Annotated in this window: 17 protein-coding genes; 5 read left to right on the top strand and 12 right to left on the bottom strand. The window is 48.8% G+C overall.

Translation table 11 applies throughout. The features are described from left to right. Positions 1–155: 155 nt before the first annotated feature. The 3 genes from ACKFKH_RS27820 to ACKFKH_RS27810 form a co-directional block, all read right to left on the bottom strand. Positions 156–5,507 carry a beta strand repeat-containing protein gene (locus ACKFKH_RS27820; protein WP_446861607.1) on the bottom strand — a complete coding sequence of 1,784 codons (5,352 nt, stop codon included), beginning with the start codon at positions 5,505–5,507 and terminating at the stop codon, positions 156–158. 91 nt (positions 5,508–5,598) lie between these two features. Next, positions 5,599–6,345 (bottom strand): DUF928 domain-containing protein, encoded by a 747-nt coding sequence (locus ACKFKH_RS27815; protein ID WP_446861606.1) that lies wholly within the window; start codon positions 6,343–6,345, stop codon positions 5,599–5,601. A 552-nt stretch (positions 6,346–6,897) separates the two neighbouring features. Further along, positions 6,898–9,588: a CHAT domain-containing protein gene (locus tag ACKFKH_RS27810; protein ID WP_446861605.1), complete on the bottom strand. Its 2,691-nt coding sequence runs from the start codon at positions 9,586–9,588 to the stop codon at positions 6,898–6,900. Between the two features lie 240 nt (positions 9,589–9,828). On the opposite strand from ACKFKH_RS27810, the gene gcvH reads away from it, so the two are divergent. Together gcvH and ACKFKH_RS27800 are read left to right on the top strand one after the other, a co-directional pair. Beyond that, on the top strand, positions 9,829–10,257 hold the full coding sequence (gcvH, locus tag ACKFKH_RS27805; protein WP_446861604.1) for a glycine cleavage system protein GcvH: 429 nt from the start codon (positions 9,829–9,831) through the stop codon (positions 10,255–10,257). 239 nt (positions 10,258–10,496) lie between these two features. After that, on the top strand, positions 10,497–10,733 hold the full coding sequence (locus tag ACKFKH_RS27800; RefSeq protein WP_446861603.1) for a hypothetical protein: 237 nt from the start codon (positions 10,497–10,499) through the stop codon (positions 10,731–10,733). A 90-nt stretch (positions 10,734–10,823) separates the two neighbouring features. Here ACKFKH_RS27800 and ACKFKH_RS27795 read toward each other — a convergent pair whose 3' ends face one another. Beyond that, positions 10,824–10,955 (bottom strand): ribbon-helix-helix protein, CopG family, encoded by a 132-nt coding sequence (locus ACKFKH_RS27795; protein WP_446861602.1) that lies wholly within the window; start codon positions 10,953–10,955, stop codon positions 10,824–10,826. A gap of 35 nt (positions 10,956–10,990) precedes the next feature. Here ACKFKH_RS27795 and ACKFKH_RS27790 point away from each other — a divergent pair, with 35 nt between their 5' ends. Both ACKFKH_RS27790 and gcvP read left to right on the top strand, forming a co-directional pair. Next, entirely contained in the window at positions 10,991–12,115 is a 1,125-nt protein-coding gene (locus ACKFKH_RS27790) for an RNA-guided endonuclease InsQ/TnpB family protein (protein WP_446861601.1), read from the top strand. Positions 12,116–12,315: 200 nt separating this feature from the next. Then, complete coding sequence (gcvP, locus tag ACKFKH_RS27785) at positions 12,316–15,312, top strand: aminomethyl-transferring glycine dehydrogenase (protein WP_446861600.1); 2,997 nt, start codon at positions 12,316–12,318, stop codon at positions 15,310–15,312. Positions 15,313–15,408: 96 nt separating this feature from the next. Here the strand turns inward: gcvP and ACKFKH_RS27780 are convergent, their stop codons facing one another. The 7 genes from ACKFKH_RS27780 to ACKFKH_RS27750 all read right to left on the bottom strand — a co-directional run bounded on the left by ACKFKH_RS27780 (position 15,409) and on the right by ACKFKH_RS27750 (position 22,943). Further along, entirely contained in the window at positions 15,409–15,879 is a 471-nt protein-coding gene (locus ACKFKH_RS27780) for a tetratricopeptide repeat protein (protein WP_446861599.1), read from the bottom strand. 180 nt (positions 15,880–16,059) lie between these two features. Then, positions 16,060–17,112 carry a hypothetical protein gene (locus ACKFKH_RS27775; RefSeq protein ID WP_446861598.1) on the bottom strand — a complete coding sequence of 351 codons (1,053 nt, stop codon included), beginning with the start codon at positions 17,110–17,112 and terminating at the stop codon, positions 16,060–16,062. Between the two features lie 5 nt (positions 17,113–17,117). Beyond that, positions 17,118–18,416 (bottom strand): hypothetical protein, encoded by a 1,299-nt coding sequence (locus ACKFKH_RS27770; protein WP_446861597.1) that lies wholly within the window; start codon positions 18,414–18,416, stop codon positions 17,118–17,120. Then, a complete protein-coding gene (locus ACKFKH_RS27765; protein ID WP_446861596.1) occupies positions 18,406–20,112 on the bottom strand; it encodes an ATP-binding protein in 1,707 nt (568 codons plus the stop codon). The genes ACKFKH_RS27770 and ACKFKH_RS27765 overlap by 11 nt, the downstream gene beginning before the upstream one ends. Before the next feature lie 464 nt (positions 20,113–20,576). Continuing rightward, entirely contained in the window at positions 20,577–21,455 is an 879-nt protein-coding gene (locus ACKFKH_RS27760) for an ABC transporter permease (protein ID WP_446861595.1), read from the bottom strand. Between the two features lie 17 nt (positions 21,456–21,472). Further along, a complete protein-coding gene (locus tag ACKFKH_RS27755; protein WP_446861594.1) occupies positions 21,473–22,483 on the bottom strand; it encodes an ABC transporter permease in 1,011 nt (336 codons plus the stop codon). Positions 22,484–22,526: 43 nt separating this feature from the next. Beyond that, entirely contained in the window at positions 22,527–22,943 is a 417-nt protein-coding gene (locus tag ACKFKH_RS27750) for a response regulator (RefSeq protein ID WP_446861593.1), read from the bottom strand. Between the two features lie 188 nt (positions 22,944–23,131). Here ACKFKH_RS27750 and ACKFKH_RS27745 point away from each other — a divergent pair, with 188 nt between their 5' ends. Next, positions 23,132–24,232 carry an ABC transporter ATP-binding protein gene (locus tag ACKFKH_RS27745; RefSeq protein ID WP_446861592.1) on the top strand — a complete coding sequence of 367 codons (1,101 nt, stop codon included), beginning with the start codon at positions 23,132–23,134 and terminating at the stop codon, positions 24,230–24,232. Between the two features lie 92 nt (positions 24,233–24,324). On the opposite strand, the gene ACKFKH_RS27740 is transcribed toward ACKFKH_RS27745, so the two are convergent. Next, complete coding sequence (locus ACKFKH_RS27740; RefSeq protein WP_446861591.1) at positions 24,325–25,278, bottom strand: NAD-dependent epimerase/dehydratase family protein; 954 nt, start codon at positions 25,276–25,278, stop codon at positions 24,325–24,327. Positions 25,279–25,308 lie beyond the last annotated feature (30 nt).

Genomic DNA, 25,308 nt, shown 5'->3' with positions numbered 1-25,308 from the left:
CAAGCGCATCTCGCCCAGCAGTTGGGGTTGCGCCGAGACCGCAGTCGAGCGCAATGAATCAACCCTACAAGTGGGGGATTTAAGATATCCCTTAAAAATTTCTCTCGCACAAAAGCATACTTAACAAGTTCATCCCTCATCCCTCTGCTCTGCGTTCACTGTCCAATCTTTGCGGCAGAGGTTTGCATCGTTTTACAGGAGGCTGGGGTGAGCGGGGAAGGGTGAGGAGTCGCAATCGAGGCTTGATCAATGAGTTGGACGGTGCCATCAGCCTCAATGACCCAGCCCTGAGCTTCTATGATCTCGTTGGTGACAGGATGAGAAGGGGTGATGGCTTGAGGAGACTGGGGGGTGATCTGCTCCAGCAGATATTTCTTCGAGATCGCTGAATTTGGCACGATCGGAGTCAGTCCTACTAAAACACCATCTCCGGTAACCAGATCAGTGGGACTGGTGGGCAGGCCGCCTCGTCCGGTTACAGTGAAGTGATTTTGATTCGCCGTCCCGTTGGTTGAACATTGCTGAGAAATCTGATTGGTCGGGTCAACAAGATTGGTCGGCAAAGACACCAAACCGCTACCGGGATCGATACTTAGGGTGTTCAAAATCACCTTTCCATTCACCCCAAATTGTGAACTGGCCGTAATGTCGCTGCGGGGCGTGTCTTTGGGTTGAAAGGTGAGACCAAAAATTGCTTGAGTGTTGATCTCAACCTTGCCGCCGTTGCCTGTAAATGCGTTAGCTCGAATATCACTATTTTCTGACAACACACCCAAAATAAAGGGAGCCGAAATTGTGATGTTGCCGCCGTTCCCTCCGGATTGGGTCGTTCCTGCGCTAGAGGAAATCAGACTGCCCTGCCGCAAAAACAAAATGTCTTGTGCCTGAATCGAAATGTTGCCACCCTGGGCGCTGGCGGTTTCTGCGGAGAGAAGGGCCCGATCGACCAGGGTCAATTGATTGCTACGAATCTGCACGTTGCCGCCTTGTCCCTGTCCGCGGCTGCCTACGGCGACCCCTGCGCTCGATCGCAGATTTAACCTGTTTGCGGTTAAGAAAATGCTGCCCCCGTCGCCCGTCGAGTCGGCTGTGGTGTTGGCGAATAGTCCTGTGCCATTTCCAGTGAGGAGAACGCGATCGCTGACAGTTGCGGTGATGTCTCCAGCTTGACCGCTGCCAGAGGTGGTGGTTCGCAGTTGTCCCCCTTCAAATGCTGTGATGTTGTTCGCATTCACCGTAATGCTGCCTCCCGAACTTTTGGCCGTTGCGGTCGCGTTCAGGGTAGCGTTTCTCGAAATTTGAAACGTATCTGTCTCGATTCTGATTTCTCCACCCTTTCCGGTGTCAGAATTGGTTTGCGTGATCAGTCCACTATTAAGATCAGAGATGTTAACAGAACCGTTGATCGCTTCAATCGTAATATTTCCCGCATTCCCTTGACCAAAGGTACTGGCAGACAGTTGAGCGCCCTCTGTGAGCGTAAAGTTAGGCGTTGTGACATTAATTTTTCCGCCGTTGCCTGTGGAATTAAGGGTTGCGTTTGCGAAAAGTCCGGTGCGATCGCCAGAAAGGGTGACGCGATCGCTGCCATTGACTCGAATATCGCCTGCCTGACCTTGCCCAGACGTTGTGGTGAGAAGCTGTCCCCCGCTTTGGGCATTTACGGTTTTGGCGCTGACTGCAATGCTGCCTCCCGGACTCGCTGCGGTCGTCGTCGCATTCAAAGTTGCCTGGTTGCTGATCTGGAAGCGATCGGTGGCGATCGTAATCGTTCCGCCTTGTCCGACATCGGAGTTGGTTTGGGTCACCAGGCTACTATCGGGATCTGCGAGGTTGACAGCATTGAGCGCCCTGATTTGAATATCACCCGCTTTGCCCTGTCCTGAAGTGCTGGCAGAGAGTTGAGCGCCTTCTCGGACAGAAAGGCTGTTGGTTTTAATATTGATCGTTCCGCCGTTCCCGATCGCGCCCTTACCGACTGAGTTATCGATACGTCCTGCGCCCAAAAGTTCGATCGCCTCCTGCACCTCAATATTCACGTTGCCTGCATTGCCCTGTCCGCCTGAAATGCCTGCGGTTTCAGCAACGACCGACGTGAGAATGGCACCCCCGTCGATCGAGAGATTTTTAGCCGTGAGGTTGACATTGCCACTATTGCCGACCGCTCCCGCTTCTACTGTGCTGTAGATGGTGCCGCCTCGCTGGAGGGTGACTTGATCTTGAGCGGCGATCGCGACACTTCCCGCATCCCCTTCGCCCAGGGTCGCCACATCTAGAAATCCATCGTCTGTGATCAAGAGAGAACCTGTTGTGATTTTGAGGCTGCCCCCGGTTCCGATCGCGCCTGTTTGCACTGTGCTGGCAATTTGTCCACCTTGCTGAACGCTAATGTGATCGCTTGCGTTGACGGTGATATTTCCTGCGTTTCCTTGTCCGAGTGTACTAGCTGCTAACTGAGCATTACTGCTGACATTCAGAGAGCCAGTCTCGATCGTGATGTCGCCTGCGTTCCCAATATCGGATGTCGTAGCAACAATCTCACCGTTACTTATAATGTTTGTATTTCTAGTGTTAATCACGATACTTCCTGCATTGCCACCACTAGAGGCTTGAGCAGTTACTTTAGCGTCATCTTCTACGGTTAAATCATTGATATTCAGCGCAATCAGACCGCCATCATCAGCATTCTCAGTCGCAGCGCTAATGGTTCCACGATCGCTCAATCGTAGTGTTCCTGCATTGACTGTAATGCTTCCCCCGCCCCCGGTCGAAGTTTCTTGAGTGGCGCTAAAGATTCCTGACGAATTTGCGTTGCGGTTATTGGCTCCTGCGATCAAGATGCTGCCTGGAATGCCACGATCGCGAACGTCGAGAATAATATCGCCTCCCTGTCCGTCGGCCCCTCTTTCAACGGTGCTAGAAATAGAGGCTCCATTGAGGATTTGGAGTCCCGCTGCTTGCAGGTCGATCGTGCCCGCTTGTTTACCAACCCCTCCAAAAGAGACGTTGCTGGCGATTCCGCTTCCCGAAGCTTGTGAGTTTTGACGCGATCCTTCTAAAATGACCCGACCCGTCGCCCTAATCGTCACATCTCCTGCCCTGACATCCATGCCATCTCCAAAGTTGTTGGCCAACAGTTCGGAGCCATCTCTCAATTCAAGAGAGCCTGTATTAATGATGATGTCGCCACTGCTGCCAAACGATCGCAAGTCCGCCAGCGTAAACACCGCACTGGGACGAAAGTCAAATCCTGTCCCTGTTAATGAAATCGAATCTGTAACGTTGAGCGTAATGCTTCCGCCATTTCCAGTCGCTCCCGTGCGGCTTTGGCTTCTAAGTTGTCCTCCATTGGTTAAAAAGAGCGATCGAGCATTTACCGTGATACTGCCTGCATTGCCGCCGCCAAAGGTGCTGGCTTCAAGGCTAGAATCTTGAGTCACCGTCAGCAAATTAGTTGTAATGTTGATGCTGCCTCCGTCATTAGCATCTTGTGCAAACGAGATGGCTGTCGCGTTGACGCTGCTGTTTTGGATTTGAATCTCGTCTGTAGCGTTTAGCGTGACCTGACCCACGTCGCGATCGTCCGCTCTATCAACAGGTGTACTCGCAGACAAACCAGAATTATTCAACACGATCGTTTTAGCGGTTGGCAAAGTTTCATTGTCGGGATGAGTTCCCAAAAAAATCTGTCCTAGATAGCCTTCGCTGAATAGAGTGCTGCTATCTATCTCGATGCGATCGGCGGCATTGACAATCAAATCTCCTGCATAGCCAGATGCATTGTTGTCAGCCTTGAGCAGCGAGTTGCTTACAAAGACCGAACCTTCTAATGAGGCGATGTCGATCGTTCCATAGGCGGTCAAGTCGTCTCTGTTAGAAGAGATGTCGATCGCGACTCCATTCAGCGCAATGTCACCTCTAGCAAGTAGTGTAACGTTCCCACTGGTGCTGTTAAAAGCGGATGCCGAAGCGTTAATATTCCCGTTCAGTATTAAGCTATTTCCAGCGCTTAGAATGACGTTTCCACTAATACTATCGGTTTCAATCGTAGAAGTATCCAATGATTGATTAATTAGAATGTCTTTTTCTGCTAGAAAGATGATTTCTCCACTATTTCCAAATAGGTTAGCGTAAGTTTTCACTTGACCATTTACGATCAATCCATCGCGGGAATCGATCGCCACTAATCCCCCTGCATTATTTGCCGTCGTATCAATCACACCCACTTGAATCATGCCCCCCGGCAAGGTGAGGTCTGGCGCAAATCGATTGGTGATCAAAACCTTGCCAGCAGAGGTAACCAGGTTACCTAGAGTAATGTCTGCACTGGTTGCTGTCTCAAAGGTTGGCGGGGGCGTGACGTTGCCAAATGTGCTATTTCCGGGAGAGCCATTAAGCTGATTCCAATCAATTCCCGCACGAATGTCGAGTACCGTTTCTGCACTCCCGTCGAGTGTGATTTCTGTCCCGTTAGAAAGCGCGATCGAAAGCTGTCCAAAAATATCGTTTGGGTCAGGTGCAGTAATGAAAATATCGCCTGAAATTGTGACGCTGCCGCCTGCAAAAATATGAAGAGAAGCCCCTGTATAGCTGTCTAGGCTGACATCACCATCAGCCACGATCGTCGGATCAGTTGGGCTAAAGAGCGCTCCTAAATGACCATCCAGTTTCTCAAACCGCACGTTGCCCCCACTGCGATAATGAGCATCCCCGTTGATCGGGTTGGCGCTCCGCAACATCAGATCCCTACCTGCAAAAAAGCCACTTGCGGGATGATTTAAGGCAAAAATATCGACCTTCTGATTTCCTTGAACCAGGAGATTTCCGCCTGATCGAGCGACCAAGGGAGCGATCGCGCTATCCCGCACTTGCAAGGTGTCGGTGGCCAAAAGCGTCAGGTTTCCGCCTGCTTGAAGTTGTCCCTGTAACTCCAAATTGTTGGATGCCAAGGTCAGATTTTGTCCGGTGGTTAGATTGCCTCGATTGACGATGCTGCGCTGCTGAGTACCATACTGCAACCCTGGCGTGAGATTGACCTTTAGCACCGATGGGATTTGCGGAGCGATCGCACTAAATTCGCCTCCGTCAAACTGAAGTTGGTTGGCAGTACTGGCTAGAAACGAGCCACCCAGCTCTAACCGAGCATTGGGGCCAAATGTAATGCCGTTGGGATTGAGAAAAAATAGATTGGCGGTGCCGTTGGCTTTGATCAGTCCATCAATGCTGGAGTCCGACGTTCCGGTAACTCTGGTGAGAATATTCTGAGTTTGCGACCCGTTGTTAAAAAACGCCACTCCGCCCGTAGGAATCGAGAACTCCCGAAAACTATGAAACAAATTGGCTCCCTGGATCGTTCCTCCCTCGATCGTGCAAACGGTACAATTCTGCTCCACTAGAGAGTTAACCGGAAGGGTATTGTCAGGAATAATCTGCGCCTGAACAGAACTAGCGATCGCCAAATTTGTAGCCAGAATACTGAGGAGCGATCGCAGAGAAACTTGATTCATAGAGCTAAAGATAGAAACGATCGGGGACAAAAATACTAAAAAGGTGCGTCACGGATCACACCGAACACACCTGCTTATGAGGACTAAAAAACTACTTTGAGGCGCGAATGGGAGCCGCCGCGATCGCATCCAAATTTGCGGATTTTAGCAAGTCTTGCCAGGCGGCTGTGTATTGAGTGTTGTTGGGTTGCGATTGTCTGAGGGCGATCAAATCGGCCAAGGTGTCATGCCAGATTCCAGACTTGGCGAGTAGGGCTGCGCGATCGAGTCCTTTAGTTGCTGCCAACTGATTTTTTAACCTGGCATCCGGCTGAATTCGGCGCACAACCCCTTCTACAAAAAGATCTCCAGGTTTGGGAGACTTGCAGATTACCGAGGCTGACCATTTATAGTCTTTGCCAATTGCTAATAAGGGGCCGGTGGCAGGTAGGGTGATGCTGACAATGCTGGCGGCGTTGGTGACAGCTACACGAGTTTGATATAGACCATTGCCCGCTTGATCTTCTAGTGTAAACTCCACGGCTTTTGCAGCACTCTGAGGCACATAGACTAGAAAAGTGGGGCGATCGGACACCGTTAATCCCAGTTTGCTGACAGGTACCAGCGGCGTGAGGGAGTTTGCCAGCGATTTGACCAGGGGCGGCGCGCTCGAAAGTCCGGGCGCTTTTTGACAGAGACTTCCGCCTCGTCGTCCTCCTCCTACGGTGACGGTTGGGGCGGGCTGTCCTTTGGGCGGTTCAAAGCCAAATCTTGCCTGAGCCGGAGGAACGAAAACAGAAGGGAATAGAACGATCGTCGCTGAGAGCAGCGCAAAAAACTGGGGAGTTTTGCAAGTCATAATGCAGGAATCCCTTAGATAGCAGGTTTGTAGATTACTTAAGTTGTGCCCAAATTCAATTTGATTTGCTCAGATAAACTTATACCAAATCAACCAACAAATGATACTCATAAAAATCAGTTAATTAACCGATTTCTATCTCTCAGATTTGAAAAAACCAATCAGGGAAGCCGTTTCAAAGTCCCCCAAAATGGGGGATTTAGGGGGCGAGGATCTGTATCAGTAACTAGTGTATTTGGTATTAGGCGCTGAGAATGGGATTTCTACTACAGCTATCTTATTTAAATGGTGAGAATTTAGCCGTTAGTGATTAGTTGTCAATCAAAGGCTAAGGAGATTTCTAGCAGAGAAGTGACCAATCTTGGGAAGCCCTCTAAACCCCCCAATTCTGGGAACTTTGACTTTCAGAACTCTCATTGGAGACGGACAGGTAGATTTATTAAAGCAAATCTCCTAAGAACTCATGACTAGAAACTTGCCATTTGAAGATCCTTACAAACGATCTAGATTTCTGTAGTTCCACGGCTTGTTCTGCTAAAAAAACTGTGTGGCTCAAAGCCAATTGCCAACGAGGACAAAGGGTGCCCAGTAGTAGGGATGACGCAACCCAGGCTGTTTCAAGATGATTTGTTGAGCGTGACGCAGCGCTTCGGCTTTGGTCATGTTGGGTTGAGCCAGCGCTTGATAAAACTCAGTCATAAAGGCAGATGTCGCTTGATCATCGACCGCCCAAAGTGAAGCAACTGTACTGCGTGCCCCCGATCGCACCGCCACTCCGGCCAATCCCAATGCAGCGCGACGATCGCCATCGGCCGTTTCGCAAGCACTCAAGACAAGTAACTCGATCGGGTGTTGGGTTTCTTGTGCCCTGCGCTGGAGCAATTCGCCAAGCTGTTTGACAGTAATGGGATGATCCCACGCCAAGACAAAGGTTTCCTCAGCGTTGGAGCTAAATTGTCCATGTGTGGCCAAATGCACCACGGGGAAAGGCGTTTTCTCGATGAGTTGTTGCAGACTGGCGCTAGTGAATTTCTGATTGAGCAGCACTTGAGCCGGGATTTCGGACTTGATTTGAGAAATTTCAGTTTCGACTCCGGGCAGCGAAATAAAGCCATGTCTCGACTCACTCAATCCCCCAACCAAAACCTGAAGCTGGCTGGGAGCAAGCGGCCGAGGATCAAGGAGTTGCAGTCCGGGTGCGATCGAAATGCCGTATTTCTCAATTAAGTATTGCTGACCATCGTGCAGAGCCGCCATCGGAATATTTTTGAGCGAGCCATCGGGGACAAAAACCAGCGTTTTGATGCCTGCGTTGGTCAAGTCTGACTCGGCGGGACGAATCAGCAGATTGTAGATTTTTTGAGCGATCGCCAACCGTTCTTTTTCCAGAGAGGTGCGTCTGAGCGAGTAGCGCATCTGATCAGAAAGGCTGTCTAAATCAGGTTGAGAAAGGTTGGTTGCATAGTGACGTAAGGGTCGATTCGCGATCGAAAGAACCACTTCTAGTCGATCTTTCAGAACGATCGGGTAAATAACGGCAGCCGTTGAGTCGATGTAGTCGATTTGAGTGGGACGATCGCTCAAACAAGATTCTCGAAAGAAGTTATCAAGTTCGGCGAGTTGCAGCGATTCGATGACTTCACGGGCTTTTCGCAGATTTTCTTGACTGGTGACACTAGGTTGTAACAATAGTCCGACAAACTGACGATACACAGGCTCTACACTTTCCCGAAACGAGAATTGCATATCCAAATTGCTGGCAACCAGATCTTGACGAATCGAACTGAGGGTTTTGATGGTTTCGGTGTAGGTGGCGATCGCGGCTTGGGTCTGTCCCTGGGCGTTGAGTAGTCTTCCTAGCTGCCACTGCCAACGATAGGTGATATCTGCGGCGTTGCTCATTTGCGCGAGAACTAATGCTTTTTCGGTCAGCGATCGCGCTTCTGACCATTGCTGATTTTTTTCGTAGAGTTCGCCTAAGTAACCTAGTGCGTATGATTCTGCGGGTTGATCGCTCATTTTTTGGGCTTGTTGGGCTGCGATCGCCAGTAGTTTGACAGCGTTCTTTGTAGCGATCTGATTTTCTTGCTGATTGATTTCTGGATCTATTTTTTGCGTGTTTTCTTCTGTTTCCTCTTCTGTGTCATCTACTTTTTCGCTGGTTGTCAGTCGCGTTATACTTTGAGCAAGATTAACTGTTGCATAGATTGTCATCCGACTGGGCGGAAGTTGATTTAACTGCGATTCGATTTGATGAATTAGAGACTGGGCTTTGGGTCGTTGGTGAGTGTCAATCAATAAGCGCAACTGATTGAGTTGAATCTGGACACGGGTTGCTGACGGTGCAGTTTCTAAGGCTTGCTGATAGTAATTGAGCGCCTCGATCGGTTTCTCAGTGCGAAGCGTATTGCCCAAACTTAAGAGCGCCAACGTGATGTCTGAAGGAGACTTTAATGCTTGAGCGATCGCTAAACTTTGTTGAAGAGCCGTTTGGGATTGGCGGACAGCTCCCATCAGCCGCAGAGCGTCTCCTAAATTGAGCAAACTAGAGGCTTTGAGTTGTGAATCTGGCTGATCTTGGAGGGTTTGAGCCACCTGTTCTAGCGTGGTCTTAGCCCGTTGATAAAAGCCTAATGCTCTAAGAGCCTGCGTCTGATTGATCAAACTGCGCGTCATACCAGAACGATCGCTCGCTTGTTGAAACAAATCAGCCGTTTTTTGCCAGGTTTTGAGCGCTTGTTGGGGTTGTCCCTGAGCGAGTTGTAGATTGCCTTGAATGTTTAAAACTTGTCCTAAAAGTGATTGAGTTTTAATCAAATTTTGAGCAGATTTACCATTCTCCAACAAGTCCAGACTGTCTGCGATCGCTTGATTCGCTTCTTGCCACTGCCCTAATTGCTGATGCGCCATTGCTAGATTACTCAAGACAGCCGCCTGATTTGCCCGATCGTTCTGACTTGCAAAATGTTGAACGGCTTGCTGCCAAGCTGCGATCGCGTCTGCAAATTGTCCTGCTTGATAATGGGTTGTACCCAACTGCACTAATTGATCAGATTGATCAGAGACGCTGGTCTGTTTAAAGAAAATTGCGGGCGCGATCGTGTTGGGAATCTTGGCGCTGACTGGAGAACTGGCCAAAAAGAACAAATTTAAGAACAACCCGATCGCCGCCGCACAGCATCCCAAACTAATGAATTTTAGGTACTGACGCGATCGTCGTCTTAAAACGGATTGTTTCCGCAAGTTGAGAGCGTGGTGCGGAGGTTTTCTAAAGGAGGGCATTTGGCTTTGGCGAAGAGGACTCCCTGCCATGCAAACTAAATTTGTTGGTCAAGTCTGCTGCAAAATCGCGGATCTTTGGCTTTACCCAGGCAAACTTTGTGCGTGTAGCTGCGGTGATTGGCGCTCATCGCCTCATTCAAAATCTTTCTCCACCCAAATCTTGATTTCCAGTGACGCTGTAAAGTGGAAGCGGTAAACTTTTTGAGACAGTTTGAATTAGGCGATCGCACAGGAACTCAAATGGCACTGGAATATCCCGAAGATCTGAAATATCTCGACACCCACGAATACGCTCGGCTAGAAGGCGACATTGCCACCGTTGGCATTAGTGCATTTGCGATCGACCAACTGGGCGACATCGTGTTTTTAGAACTGCCCGACGTAGGAAGCGCAGTCGAACAAGGCGAAAGTTTTGGCACTGTTGAATCGGTCAAAGCCGTCGAAGATTTGAAGTCACCCGTCACAGGCACCGTGATCGAAGCCAATGTAGACATGGTAGAGACTCCCGAAAACCTGGTAGACGATCCTTACATCGCAGGTTGGCTGATCAAAGTGAAAATCGACGATCCGAGCAGTTTGGACGATGCACTCTCAGCAGAGGACTATCGATCGCAAGTCGAAGGCGCGTAAAAAGGTGAAGCTCGAAATTTTGAAGCGAAGTTGTCATAAAGTCCCCCAGAATGGGGGGTTGGGGGGCAGAAGCGCTTAATAACGAAGCGAAAAAAGGTAGTGTCACGAATTATTCGCGATGGACTAGAGAATAAAAATTGAGTCCCTCTAGGCAAGGGTTTCAGAAAGCCCAAATCAGGAGCGCGAATAATTCAAGACACTAACGAAAAAACTTTACCAAACTGACGCTAAAACAGATGATGAATGATAGACAGCAGGATGAGACAAACCGACAGCTTGCTCACATTACCGTAAATCTAGAAATGGTCACTGACCAAATCGGGCGATTGACAGAGGGATTGACCGACATCAAATTGACCGCCCAACAGCAAGCAGAAAACATCGCAAAACTGACGGATAACATTACTCGATTAGTGACAGTGGTCGATCGTCAGGCTCAAATGATGGAAAAACTGTTTGAGCAGCAAAATCGCTGACAAAATTTACCGGAAGCGGGAGGGTTGGGGAACCCTTAAAGCTCCTGTCATTCATGCATGGGGATGGAGAAAGGGGTTCCCGCGTGGCGCTTAAGCCACAGAGTCCAGAGAACGAATCAGCTCACGAAGCACGTCGCTTTTAGTTCTTTTCTTCTTTTTGCAATACGCTTCTAGCTGCTTAAACTCTTCGTCAGTTAGGCGAAAAAACAGGCTCTTTTCCATTGCAGTAGCTTATATCAATATGATATAAACATATCATGAAAACCCTGAAGTTCAAGCTCTATCAAAGCAGTCGGAATAAACATCTCAAGCGGTCTATTAATGTCGCCGGGGTGATTTATAACCATTGCATCGCACTTCACAAACGGTACTACCGAATGTGGGGCAAGCATTTGAATTGCGCCAAACTTCAGAGTCATATTGCCAAATTGAGAAAGCGTAAAGCCTTCTGGCAGCAGGTCGGATCTCAGGCAGTGCAGGATATCTGCCAACGCATTGAGAAAGCCTATCAACTATTCTTCAAACATCACAAGAAAGGAGTTAGACCGCCAAACTTCAAAAAAGTTAGACGATACAAATCGTTCACGCTCAAGCAAGCTGGCTACAAGTTTTTGACAGGTAATCGGGTCAAGATTGGGAGTCGCGTGTTTCAGTATTGGAATTCCAGAGAGATAGAGGGCACGGTCAAGACGTTGACGATTAAACGCACTTCACTAGGAGAGTTGTTGATGGTCATTGTGGTAGACAGCGTTGATGCGCCTAAAACCAAATTCGAGACGAGTAGAATTGCTGGATTTGATTTTGGTCTGAAAACGTTTCTCACTGGTTCTGATGGCTCCCAGATTGAATCGCCGCAATTCTTGAAACAGTCTCTCAATGCCATCCAGAAAGCCAGTCGCAACCATTCTAAGAAACAGAAAGGTTCAGCCAACCGAGAACGGGCAAGATTGAACCTGGTTCGCAAGCATGACGACGTGACTAACCACCGCTCTGATTGGTTTTGGAAGTTGGCACACGACTTAACGAATCAGTTTGATGTGTTGTGTTTCGAGACGCTTAATCTCAAGGGAATGCAGCGTTTATGGGGACGCAAACTATCCGATCTTGCGTTTGGGGAATTCCTGAAAATTCTCGAATGGGTAGCAACCAAAAAAGGCAAGCAGGTTGTCTTCATTGACCGTTGGTATCCGAGTTCTAAAACCTGCTCAAATTGTGGGCATGTCTTGAAAGAACTAGCCTTGGAGGTGAGGCAATGGCGGTGTCCGTCCTGTCAACAAGTGAATGGCAGAGACGAAAACGCCGCGATAAATATCTGTGCGGTTGGGGCATCGACCGCTAAGTTAGGCAATGTGAGACAGGCTACGCCTGCAATTGCTGTTTGAGCTTAGAATCCCCTCGCCTTTGGGCATGGGGAGTATGTCAAGAGATTTCACGGTTTAACTTCATCATCCTTTCACACTTGATCGTGCAGCTAACGGGTTGATTGTTGCAAAATATAAAGACTGGCTCTAGGATAAGCATTCATTTGTGCTTCACCTCCTGAAACTGCTCGATTTATTCACTCCAACCCGTAAACTCACCTATGTCTGAGCCTCTCACCCAAGCACACTCCACGGTTGAATTGAGTCGGTCTGAAGGCAATGCCGTGGTTTCTCAAAGCTTTTCTAACGGCGATCTCTTCGAGTTACCCGCAAGGGGTCGCCCTACTTCAACGCTGGATCAGTTGGCTTACACCGATCGCTTTGTCGATCGCCACATTGGCCCTCGCCCCTCCGAAGTTCAGCAGATGTTGGGTGAGTTGGGCTTAGACTCGATGGAAGCGTTAATTAGTAAGGCCGTTCCCCAAGGCATTCGGATTCAGCAGCCGTTAAAAATTGGAGCCAGCCGCAGCGAATATGAGCTGTTGACTGAGTTGAAGGCGATCGCCAGCCAAAATCAGATTTTTCGCTCCTTTATGGGCATGGGCTACCACAATTGCATTACGCCGCCCGTGATTCAGCGCAACATTCTCGAAAATCCCGGTTGGTACACGCAATACACGCCTTATCAGCCCGAAATCGCGCAGGGTCGATTAGAAGCGTTGCTCAACTTTCAGACGATGGTGATTGACCTGACGGGGCTAGAAATCGCCAATGCGTCTCTGTTAGATGAAGGCACTGCGGCCGCCGAAGCGATGTCGATGAGTTATGGCGTGGGCAAAACCAAGGCGAAATCTTTTTGGGTGTCAGAGGCTTGTCATCCTCAAACGATCGCAGTCGTCAAAACCAGAGCGCTACCGTTGGGAATTGACGTGATTGTGGGCGATCATCAAACGTTTGCCTTCGACACGCCGATCTTTGGGGCACTGCTGCAATATCCAGCGACAGACGGCGCAATTTATGACTATCAGGCATTTTGCGATCGGGCGCATGAATCAGGAGCGATTGTCACCGTTGCCGCAGATTTACTCAGTTTGACCTTGCTGAAACCGCCGGGAGAATTTGGCGCAGATATCGCAGTCGGTAACACTCAACGGTTTGGCGTTCCGCTCGGATACGGCGGCCCTCACGCAGCTTACTTTGCGACTAGAGAAGCCTATAAGCGACAAATCCCCGGCCGCATCGTCGGCGTGTCAAAAGATCGTCAGGGACAGCCCGCCCTGCGTCTCGCTCTGCAAACTCGTGAGCAACACATCCGACGTGACAAAGCCACCAGCAATATCTGTACGGCTCAAGTTCTGTTAGCGGTGATTGCCAGTATGTATGCGGTCTACCACGGGGCAGAAGGGCTAAAACGCATCGCCGATCGCATCCATTACATGACGAAACTATTGGCGACGGGACTGCAAAAACTGGGCTGTACGATCGGATCTGAACCCTATTTTGATACGCTGCACGTACAAGTTTCTACCCAGCAGGCTGAAGAAATTTCGAGACGAGCGATCGCCCATCAGATCAATTTGAGACAGATCAACGATCGGACTTTTGGCATTTCTCTCGACGAAACGGTTTGCGCGGATGATTTGATCGCGCTTTTCCAACTTTTTGCGGGAGATCATTCCGCCCATTTCAACCCCGAAGATCTGCTGCCTGTTGCCACCTCGCTTCCCAAAAATTTGACCCGCACGAGTCCTTACCTGACCCATCCCGTTTTCCAGACTTACCGATCTGAGACTGAACTGCTGCGCTATTTGTATCGGCTGCAATCCAGGGATCTGTCGCTGACGACGGCGATGATCCCCCTCGGATCTTGCACGATGAAGCTCAACAGCACCTCAGAAATGGTGCCCGTCACCTGGTCAGAGTTTGGACAGATTCACCCGTTTGCACCCGTTGAGCAGACCGAAGGCTATCAAATTCTGTTTCAACAGTTAGAAGAATGGCTGGCTGAAATCACCGGATTCGCAGGCATTTCGCTGCAACCCAACGCGGGATCTCAAGGCGAATACACAGGACTTTTGGTGATTCGAGAATACCACCAGCAGCGAGGCGAAGGGCACCGCAACATCTGTCTGATTCCTCAATCTGCCCACGGCACCAACCCCGCCAGCGCCGTCATGGCCGGAATGCAAGTCGTGCCGATCGCCTGCGACGACGAAGGTAATATCGATATCGCTGACCTCAAAGCCAAAGCCGAAAAACATCAAGACAACTTATCCGCGCTGATGGTGACCTATCCCTCGACCCACGGCGTTTTTGAAGAAGGGATTGTCGAAATTTGCGCGATCGTTCATGCTCATGGCGGCCAGGTCTACATGGATGGAGCCAACCTGAACGCGCAGGTGGGGCTTTGTCGTCCCGGTGATTTTGGCGCGGATGTCTGCCATTTGAATCTGCACAAAACTTTCTGCATTCCTCACGGCGGCGGTGGGCCGGGGATGGGGCCGATCGGAGTCGTTGCTCATCTGGTGCCCTTTTTACCCAGGCATCCCGTGATCGAGATGGGAGGAAAACAAGGGATTGGAGCCGTTTCCGCCGCGCCGTGGGGCAGTGCCAGCATTCTGCCAATTTCCTGGATGTATATTGCGCTGATGGGCGGTCAAGGTCTGACGGAAGCCACCGAAGTCGCCATTCTCAACGCCAACTACATCGCCAAACGCTTAGAAAATCACTATCCCGTTCTCTACAAAGGCAAAAATGGGCTGGTGGCTCACGAGTGCATTCTCGACTTGCGCCAGTTCAAAAAAAGCGCCGAAATTGAGGTCGATGATATTGCCAAACGGCTGATTGATTATGGGTTCCATCCGCCGACCGTTTCGTGGCCCGTTGCCGGAACCGTAATGGTTGAGCCGACCGAAAGTGAATCCAAACAGGAACTCGATCGCTTTTGTGACGCGATGATTGCCATTCGAGAAGAAATTCGGGCGATTGAAGATGGAGCAGTCGATCGCCAAAACAATCTGCTCAAAAATGCCCCCCACATTGCCGCCGATCTGGTCGCTGAGGAGTGGAATCGTCCCTACTCTCGTCAGGAAGCCGTCTACCCAACCAAATGGACGCGAGAAAACAAATTTTGGGCAACCGTGGGACGAATTGACAATGCGTTTGGCGATCGCAATCTCGTTTGCTCGTGTTTGCCGATGGAGGCTTATGAGGGATGAGGGAGAACTTCGATGATCTGTTCCCCCTTTGGGGGTAATCCGCTGCGCGAGGAGGGATGAGAAGTCAGTCTTTGGGAATTAAAGTCTTTTCCCTTCCTAACTCAACTTGGCGGTGCATTCTAGGATGAGGCGTTGGTTTTCGATCGCATACGGTTGCACTTCTAACGCCTCTCGAAAGGATTGGATGGCTTCGCGATAGTCGCCGATCGCCGCATAACACAGACCCAAACCATTGAGTGCGCCAAAGTGAAAGGGACTGAGCCGCAGAACGGTTTTGCAGTCAGCGATCGCTTTAAAGTACTCTTTGAGCGTGAAATACAGGACGGCGCGGCGGTTCCAGGCTTCGACAAAATCGGGGGTGCTGCTGGTTAACTCAGTGAGTAAGGCTTCGGCTTGAGTGGTGTCACCCTCTTCGAGTAAAGACTGGGCCCGTTGCAGCATCTGAAACCCGACCATTCCTTTCTGCATAAACCAAAATCGCCAAAGCTCTTCGGTAGCATGGACTCGGACGGCTTGATCAGGATTTTTTAGCTCTTGCAGCAGGGAATTGATTTGTGCTTCGTTCATATTGGACGATTGACTCTAGACGGTAGACTTTGGGCTAGGGGCGATGAGTGATTGCCCTCCTTTCCCTATTCTCCAACATTTAAAGTCTGAGGAACTGCCCGCCGAACAACGTACCAATCCAGCCATCTAAGATTTTAGAGATCTGCCTTCTGCCTAACGCTTTATTTTGATATAAGTCCTTTAACGAAAAGTGCGTTCGTTCATCTCCTCAAAAAATAGTTCTTCATTTTGAGTCGCCATTCGTAATGCTATGCGGTCTTGCAAAATTCTTGAATTGAAGTTTCTACGAACCTCTTCGTCAACACGATTGAGCAAGAATGGTATTTCGTGGCCGGCATGGTTCATTTGGCAATCAGCGGTCATCATGCGAAGCATATTTTCTAGATGATCCTCATGTACTTCAAAACCAAAAACTTTGTTTCTTGGCTTAAAGATACCCCTTAAAATGTGAGGGGCATAGTTATTAAGAAATGAGGGTAACGTTCCTCTAGAACTCTCGCCTTGATTTCTGTTAGGAACATTACTATTAGATAAGTGATCTCCAAGAGTTTCTATAATATAAAGTTCTCCTGTTCTTAAAGCACGAGCGTAGGTTGAAAATACTACATTTGCCTTGACGTTTTTCATTACCCCAATGCATTGCTTACCACTAGAAAAAAGGTCTTCGTAAAGACCTACACCTTCTTGGGTAGCTACAAGCCATTCATATACTAGTGTTCCATCAAAAAATATATAAGGCTCCTCAAGCTCTAAGCCGTGTCTTACTTCAAAGTACCTGAGATAAGCAGTTGAAGAAATACCAAAGAGAGCTTGTTCTTGTCGAGCAATGAAATCATTGGTATCCCTAGAATCGCCAAGATAAGCTCTACTAGACCAATAATGTAGCGAATCCTTTAGTGGACGACGATGGGAGATGCTCCCAATTCCTACGCACAAAGCTTGCCCTGATGAGTACATCTGTAGGGGAAGTGCGGGAGTGCCATCTACAGCGGCAACCTGACCTTGCTCCAACTCTGGTGCATTACTAAACAAACCAAACTCAACTTGGCGTAGCCTCGCTCTACCTCCTGGTAGTAATTCTGACGACTCCATCGCTTCTCTTGCTTCACGAGTGATTCGCCGCGCTTGCTCACTATCAAGCATTTCGACAACATCATCAGCAATGCCTCCGAAGGTTGTGGCAAAGTCATCACGGCTAATGCGTCTTGAGCGTCTGACTAACTCACTAAACATAGTCTTTAGTCCTCCCGTTTTTCAAATATATTAAGAACGCAGGTGTCTGATCTCATTCTACGATCGCGCTTTGCCATATTATTCTTTGTTGCACTACCAGGCTCCTGTTGGCGACCGCGAGAAACATAGGTTGTATCGAGCCACATTAAGCCGCAAGAAATAGCCATCGAAGAAACATCTGATGGAACATCGTGATTTGGATCTTCAGGTCTAAGTCCACTCCACTTAGGTAAAAAGACGCATAGCCTTCCATTGGGATTTAAAGATTCGGCTAGAGCAGATATTATTTCTTTCATCCCAGCAAGATAGGTGTCATAGTCCTTGGCTGATGCTAACTGGTCTTTAAATAGATGACTAGATTGACCATAGTACGATGGATCAATGAAGATCCAGTCAGCTTTGAAGGGTAGAGGAATTCGTGCATCATGCTTTTTGATAAAGCGACGACGAGGATATAAATCAAATAGCTTAATTTTCAACCTAAAGCTGGAGTCTTTCTGCCATCGATCGCGGTCATCATAAACACGTTTCAGCATTCCGCTCCCAGCCATTGGATCGACTGCAACACCTGATTGAGGAGCAAAGTAATAGAGTGCATTCGCATAGACTTCTCCAGGAATTGATCCTGGAAAATCTTCTTCTTTTCTCCATTTTGGATGACTAAAAGCCCACCAGTCTGAAGGTTTTATAATATCAAGGTTAGCCTTGATACTACCGTTCCTCTGACACCAATTTCTGTGGATTTGAGTATATGTGGCTTCAGACTCATTTTCGAGAAATTCTACGGCTTCAATTAAGTACTCTTTGGCTCTTTCTCTTTGACGTTGAGCATATTGAAAAAGTAGCGGAGAAGCCTTACGTAAGTTAGCTGTGTTTATACCTGCTTCTTCAACATCAATGATGGCTCGACCCTGTGCAATGAAACCTCTTGCTTTAGCTGGATGAATACCTGTTTGAGTACATAAGTGACTAAGTTTCAACCCATCCGAGCCATTTCCCTCTTGAGTATCAATCATCTGAGAAACTTTAGCCCAGAATTTTGCGCGATAAAATGCACCTCCGGGTTCTCTTTTACAAGCAAGCTCAGCACATTTTATAATCTCTGTAGGGTCTGAGATCTTATCAAAAATAAATTCAGCAGCTTCATAGAAGGAGTCATTGTCTACAGCGTTTTGAAACTGCCTCAAGATGTCTCCCGCTTCATTTTTCTTGTACTGTGCAGATCCGTTACTGGAAACCTCAAGTTGTGAAGAGGGGCGAATGTTGTTTATAGATGCTGTAGTTTGATGAGTCTTAGAAATCAATGTCGTCTCCTATCGCTACCAAGTCTGCTTGCTGATGGATAATCCTAGCACCTGTGTTGTCAGTTCTCATCAGTTCAAATGGTGATGGAGCCATCTGAGCAAGAACCGTAGCTTTTGATTCATATATTGCTACAAGAGCCTGACCCGTTCCTAATCTCATTGCCTGTGGCGAAAACTCTTTACCCATCGTTTGAGTTGCTGCATCTGCTTCAGCTTTGCTGTTTTGCCTCATAACAAATTTTGTATTCAAGTTGTTCATAACTCGCTGAGGAATTTGCGAGGTATTTTGCAAACTAAGAATGATTGAATGATCAACAGATCTTCCTTCCCTCATGACCCGCTCAAACGCACGTTCTAATGCAGAACTGTGCCGAGAGTCGTTATCAAAGATCCGGTGAGCTTCATCCACCATTTGAACAATACCTACTGAGTGTTGTCCGGGGCGTTTACGATACTGCTGACAAACTCGTAAGAAATAGGAAAGGATTAGGGCATAAGATTGTTCATCCATCTGCGAATAGTCAATTACGATCAGTTGTCCTAGACTCACATAGCTCTCAAGGCTGAAAGCCTGAACCGCCTGATTCTGATTGTTATCTAGACGGGATGCGCGAAGGCGGCTTGCGGCTTGTGATCTTATTGCTGTTCCAATAGAATCAAGCCAAGGCATTCCACGACGACGAGCGTTGACTTTTCTTAGAATGGTATTCCCTGTTGATTCATGTATTCTTTCGCGTTCGGATTGAGGTGAAGTAATTCGTCGCTCAACTTCCTCAGTAATGTTCTCTAATGAGTATGTTCGGCGATCACCATTGGTATTTTGACCAATCGTTCTTTCTCTAAGCGTTTGTGCCGCATTCACAAATCCTTCAAACTGATTCTGCTCACCAGGATATGGAAAAAACAAACCTGCGAGAATCTCTGGGGAGAAATCCGAGGCGTGAAATCCAACGACTGTCCGTACATTATTAGGATCACACAATCCGTGAAATCCGACTCGTATTACGTTAGTAACTCCACGAGGACTTAGCCCATATTGATCAAATTGTTGCCAGATTTCGTGAGGTACACCTGGATCTGTATTCGGAATGTTTACTAATCCATAATCTGGTTTGGCATCATGCAAAAGAACACATTTTCCAAAGTTGAGAGCTTGTTCTACAAGATTTGCTGAAACGTTAGATTTTCCTGATCCCGTCCCTCCAGAAACCATGATGTGGTAGTTGAACTTGAGAGCATCGATACATAGAGGAACACCTGCTGCATTGAGAAGCTCACCTACTACGTTAGAACTGCCGTCTTCTCGATCTGCTCTTTGAGGTATGCCAATCACTCTACTGGTGTCTTCAATATTTAACCTGCTTACAACCGCTCCAGGCAGGGGACGTAAGCGTGGTGTTAGCAATTGGCGACCATTATATTGACCCAGAATACCGATTTCAAAAACCTGAACAGATTCTACAGACTGCACTTCTGAGTGTTCCTGCATCAGCCTCAAACCATGCAGAATCGTTGGGTCAAGCCTATTGCTATTGACGATTGAAATATTGCGATTTGGCTCAAGAATCTGACCGATCCATGCCATATCACCCTGATCAACCCGCACGTAATCAAACAGGGCGAACCCTTCATCTATGCTTGCCATTGCTTGTACGTGGGATAAGTCACCACCAGTTCCATCGTGTAGGATAATCATTTAGCTTTCCTTTTGCTTATTTAGCATTCTCACATCTAGTTTGCCCACAACAATTGATCGTTGGTGCCCTCTTGTCTAATGACCCATCCAAGTCCTGAATCCTCCATTGCAAATCTCGATCACTAGATGTTTCCGAATACTCATGTCTTGCGGATAGCCTTAAAACTGATTCAGATTGGCGATTTGGTCAAACTTTTCACTAGTGTAAAACTCAAAATCAAGTGATTAGACAGACACCCTAAAGCTCAAGATTCTACTGAGAAAGCTATAAACAACAGACTACCCAGACAATACCTCCGTGTAAGTGATCATCCGCACAAGTCTCAGTATTTTTTGGGGCGGCGGATTGCTTGAGGACTCTTTAATCACCTAACTATTCAAAGTTTTTTGAATCGCAAAGCTGGTTCACCCTTTGGCAATTAACCTTTGTGCGGCTCACTAAAGCCTACACAGTTCTAATTCTTCTAACTTCGAGGATCTAACCCATCTCGCAGCCCATCGCCCAAAAGATTGAATGCCAGCACAATCAGCGTGATCACCAACCCTGGAAAGAGCGTTGTCCAGGGAGACGAGAGGGAATAGCCGCCTTTGAACGCATCCGACAGCATGGTGCCCAATTCTGGGGTGGGAGGCGGTGGGCCGAGTCCCAAAAAGCCCAATCCTGCCGCTTCGAGGGTGGCAGTGCTGATCGACAACGTTGCCTGAACGACCAGAGGGGCGAGACTGGCAGGGAGAATGTGCCGCCCAATAATCCGCATGGGGGTCGCTCCTAACGCCTTTGCCGCCTGGATAAATTCTTGCTCCCGCAGTGACAACACCACACTTCGGGCCAGCCTGACATAGATAGGAATTTGCACCACCCCAACCGCGATTATTACACTTTGCAAACTCGGCTCTCGAACGGTGGCAATCGCGATCGCAAACAAAATCGGCGGAAACGCCAGCAAAATGTCAGTCACCCAGCCAATAATCACTTCCAGCCAACTGCGAAAATAGCCTGCAAGCAATCCAAAAAACAGCCCGATCGTTGCCCCAAAGCTCACCGACACCAGACTGACGAGCAGCGACATGCGAATTCCATACCACACCAGCACCAGCAAATCGCGCCCCAAACTATCTGTCCCAAACCAATGAGCGCCACTGGGGGCAGCCAACCGAGCTAGATAATCGCGATCGCTCGCCGGGTCATAGGGATACAAAATGGGAGCCAGCAGCGCCATCAAAAAAAGAGCGATCGTCAGCACGAGTCCAATTTTGCCAGAGGTCGATCGTGAGAAGCGCTGGACGGCTTTGTGTCCGAAAATCTGCTCAAAAAATCGCTTCATCGCTGCTAAAGTTCTCACACCACGCTCAGCCCAGTTTACCGGAACTGAATTCGCGGATCGATCCAGGCATAGGAAATATCAACCAGCAGATTGATCACCACAAACATGACGGCAATGAACACCACGCCACCCTGCACCACGGGATAGTCTCGCGCCAAAATTCCTTCATAGACCCAGGAGCCAAGCCCCGGCCAGGAAAAAATTATCTCGGTCAAAATCGCTCCACCCAACAGCGTGCCAAACTGAAGCCCGATCGTCGTATTGATCGGCAACAAGGCATTCTTGAGCGCATGACGAAACACAACTAAGCGATTGGGCAATCCCTTGGCTTTGGCGGTGCGAATGTAGTCTTGGGTGAGAACTTCAAGCATGGCGCTGCGAGTGATGCGGGCAACGATCGCCAGCGGAATGGTTCCCAGAGTCAAAGCTGGCAAGATCAGATGCGACAGCACATCCGCCAGGACGGATAGATTCAGATTTAACAATGCATCCAACCCATAAAATCCGGTGATGGGCTGAAACGAAAATCCAGTCTCGACACTGATCCGCCCACTCGGAGGCAGCCATTTCAGCGTGATAGAGAACAAATAGACCATCAACAACCCCAACCAGTAGACAGGCAGCGAAACCCCAATCAGCGATCCACTCATTAGCAGATTATCCACCAGACGATCTTTATGAACCGCTGCCACAACGCCAGATGGGATTCCTAGAACGATCGCCACGAGCATGGCCGCGATCGACAATTCAAATGTTGCCGCCCAACGACTGCGAATTTCATCTATCACAGGAATGCCGCTAATGATGCTGTTGCCAAACTCTAGTCGCACCATGTTTTCTAGAAAGGCAAAGTATTGCTGGTCTAACGGTCTGTCGAGACCCAACTGTTCTCTTAAAGTCGTGATCTGATCGGGAGTGGCTCGTTCGCCTGCCAGGACGATCGCCGGATCTCCAGGAATCAGCCGCAATAGCAAAAATACAGCGAAAGTGATGCCAAACAAGACAGGCAGCAGACCGAGGAGGCGTTTGAGAATGTATTGGGGCATATCGGAGGTGAGGAGTGAGGAGTGAGGAGTGAGGAGAGTGGAATTAAGAATCGGAACGCTTTCCTTCTTCGCTCAAGCCGATGATTGCAGTAATCAGGGTTGTGGCATCAAAGGGTTTTGACAAATAGACCTGAAAGCCTGCTAGAGACGGATCGGTGCGGACGGTTTCTAGAGTTTCGCCTGTCAGAGCGATCGCGGGCGTAAATTGGCCTATTTTGGAATCGCGATCACGCAACCGCTGCAAAACTCCTGCACCAATGCCGTCGGGTAGCCGAATATTACTCAAAAGCACATCGGGAAAGAAGGTTTCTAATGCCTGGAGTCCTTCTCTGACAGAGCCAACCGCAAGCACAGTGGCACCCTGACGCTCTAGTAGTACCATGAGAGCGGTGCGGGTGATTGCTTCATCCTCAACGATGAGAATCTGTAAATGGTTTAACCTTTGAGCAGATGTTGACAAAATATCTAATTACCAAAGTACTTTTGGGAAGTTAATTTCTTATCGTAATAAATTAACGCCCCTTTCGATAGATTGCAGAAATTATTAGGTCTATTTCTGTGAACGCTATGTCCTCTTCAAAAGAGTGCTAGTCCTAGAAAAACGCAGAGTGCAGCCCAGAGTCTACGGTTCCTTATTCATTTCACCCTATGGCCAGTGTTCGCTTAGATGGAATTACACGACGGTTTAGCAAATCTGTGGCGATCGCCGACATTACCTTTGAGGTGCCCGATGGTCAATTTTGGGTGCTGGTGGGCCCGTCTGGCTGTGGCAAATCGACGGTTTTGAGAACGATCGCCGGACTCGAATCTGCAACCTCTGGCAACTTGTACATCGGTGAAACGCTGGTCAACCAAGTTCCTGCTCGACAGCGCGACGTAGCGATGGTCTTTCAAAACTATGCGCTTTATCCTCACATGACGGTGGCGGAGAATATTGCTTTTGGGCTGAAGATGCGTCAGATCGACTTCAAAACGCAGCAAGAACGCATCGAAACCGTCGCCCGAATTTTAGAAATTTCCCACCTGCTCGATCGCAAGCCTCGCCAACTCTCCGGCGGTCAACAACAGCGCGTGGCCCTGGGAAGAGCGATCGCCCGTCAGCCTCAAGTCTTTTTATTAGACGAACCGTTGTCTAACCTGGATGCTCAACTACGTGACGGCACTCGATCAGAACTCAAACAACTTCATCAGCGCGTTGGCATCACAACCATTTACGTCACCCATGATCAAGTCGAAGCGATGACGCTGGCAGATCAGATTGTCATTCTCGATCGCGGCACCATTCAGCAAATTGGCGACCCTCAAGAAATCTACGCCCTACCCCAAAATCGGATGGTTGCCACCTTCTTGGGCAGTCCTCCGATGAATCTTTTGCCAGCCATCTACACAGGCTCAGGCTTTCAGATCGAAGGGCAGACCATCCCCTGTCCCACAGCCCTACCAGCCAAACTGAGACTCGCTTCTGGGCAATCTCTCGATCTCGGCATTCGTCCAGAACATTTGCAAGTCAGCCAAGACGCTGGACATCTAATCACCGAAGTCAGCCTGATCGAACCCTTGGGGCGAGAAACTCTAGTTCGAGTCAGGTTGCCTTCAGGGAACCGATCGTTCCTCAACGTTCAAACTCATCCTGATCTGCCTCTACACCTTGGCGATCGTCTCTCTCTCACCCTGGACTTTGACCATCTTTTTCTCTTTGACCCAGCGACAGGCGATCGAATGTATCCAATTAAAAGCAAAGAAATTTAACAGCTAAGACTGAAACATAAAGAGCAAAATCCCTCATCCCTCTCGCAAAGCGGATTACCTCCAAAGGGGGAACAGATCATCGAAGTTCTCACTCATCCCTGATAAAGCCCCTTTACCCACTCCCATTCTTTTGTCAGTCCGTCTACAAGAGAAACTTGAGGCTGATACCCCAAAATCCTCTGCGCCTTAGACACATCCGCCGCCGTATGTCGAGCGTCTCCCATCGCCTTCTCAATGTGATCGCGACGAATTGGACGACCAACAATCTGCTCCATCGTATCGATCACTTCCGTCAACACAACCCGACTGCCGCCACCAATGTTGAACACTTCACCGATCGCTTCAGGAGTGGCCTCTGCTGCTAGATTGGCCGCGATCGCATCACTGACAAAGGTAAAATCTCTGGTTTGCTGACCGTCTCCGTAGATAGCGATCGGCTGATCCTCTAAAACCGCCTTAAAGAACTTGTGAAAGCCCATATCAGGACGCTGACGCGGGCCATACACCGTGAAATATCGCAGCGCACAGTAAGGCACCCCAAAATTTTGGTGATACAGCCCACATAGCCTTTCTGCCGCGAGTTTGGTGATGCCGTAGGGCGAGACGGGCTGGGGGCAAATCGTTTCAGCGGTCGGTAGCGTCTCGGCATTGCCATACACCGAGGAGGTCGAGGCGTAGATAAACCGTTTCAGATCTTGGGCATCCTTTGCTGCCTCTAGCATGACCTGTGTAGAACTAATGTTGCGTTCTGTGTAAAATCGAAACCCTTTGCCCCAGCTTGCTCGTACCCCCGCCTGAGCCGCTTGATGGTAGACCACATCGACCCCCTTTAAAAGCGACTGCCAATCGAGAAACTGAATGTCTCCCTCAACCAGCTTAAAGTTGGGGTGATCTGTGAAATTGGACACGTTTTTCCACTTTAGGGCAGGGTCATAGTAGTTGTTAAATTCGTCAACGCCGATCACACGCTCACCTCGATCGAGCAATGCCTCTACCAAATGAGATCCAATAAATCCTGCTGCGCCTGTGACGATACTTGTAACCATGTTTGTTTCCGCTAATAGATGAGGTTCTAA

The sequence above is a fragment of the Phormidesmis sp. 146-20 genome, assembly GCF_052939475.1.
This window is presented reverse-complemented; position numbering and strand designations above follow the sequence as displayed.

Bases quoted from the DNA above. Each gene is read 5' to 3' on its own strand.
- ACKFKH_RS27820 (WP_446861607.1), bottom strand. From the start codon at position 5,507: ATGAATCAAGTTTCTCTGCGATCGCTCCTCAGTATTCTGGCTACAAAT.
- ACKFKH_RS27815 (WP_446861606.1), bottom strand. From the start codon at position 6,345: ATGACTTGCAAAACTCCCCAGTTTTTTGCGCTGCTCTCAGCGACGATC.
- ACKFKH_RS27800 (WP_446861603.1), top strand. From the start codon at position 10,497: ATGAATGATAGACAGCAGGATGAGACAAACCGACAGCTTGCTCACATT.
- ACKFKH_RS27795 (WP_446861602.1), bottom strand. From the start codon at position 10,955: ATGGAAAAGAGCCTGTTTTTTCGCCTAACTGACGAAGAGTTTAAGCAG.
- ACKFKH_RS27790 (WP_446861601.1), top strand. From the start codon at position 10,991: ATGAAAACCCTGAAGTTCAAGCTCTATCAAAGCAGTCGGAATAAACAT.
- gcvP (WP_446861600.1), top strand. From the start codon at position 12,316: ATGTCTGAGCCTCTCACCCAAGCACACTCCACGGTTGAATTGAGTCGG.
- ACKFKH_RS27780 (WP_446861599.1), bottom strand. From the start codon at position 15,879: ATGAACGAAGCACAAATCAATTCCCTGCTGCAAGAGCTAAAAAATCCT.
- ACKFKH_RS27775 (WP_446861598.1), bottom strand. From the start codon at position 17,112: ATGTTTAGTGAGTTAGTCAGACGCTCAAGACGCATTAGCCGTGATGAC.
- ACKFKH_RS27765 (WP_446861596.1), bottom strand. From the start codon at position 20,112: ATGATTATCCTACACGATGGAACTGGTGGTGACTTATCCCACGTACAA.
- ACKFKH_RS27755 (WP_446861594.1), bottom strand. From the start codon at position 22,483: ATGCCCCAATACATTCTCAAACGCCTCCTCGGTCTGCTGCCTGTCTTG.
- ACKFKH_RS27745 (WP_446861592.1), top strand. From the start codon at position 23,132: ATGGCCAGTGTTCGCTTAGATGGAATTACACGACGGTTTAGCAAATCT.
- ACKFKH_RS27740 (WP_446861591.1), bottom strand. From the start codon at position 25,278: ATGGTTACAAGTATCGTCACAGGCGCAGCAGGATTTATTGGATCTCAT.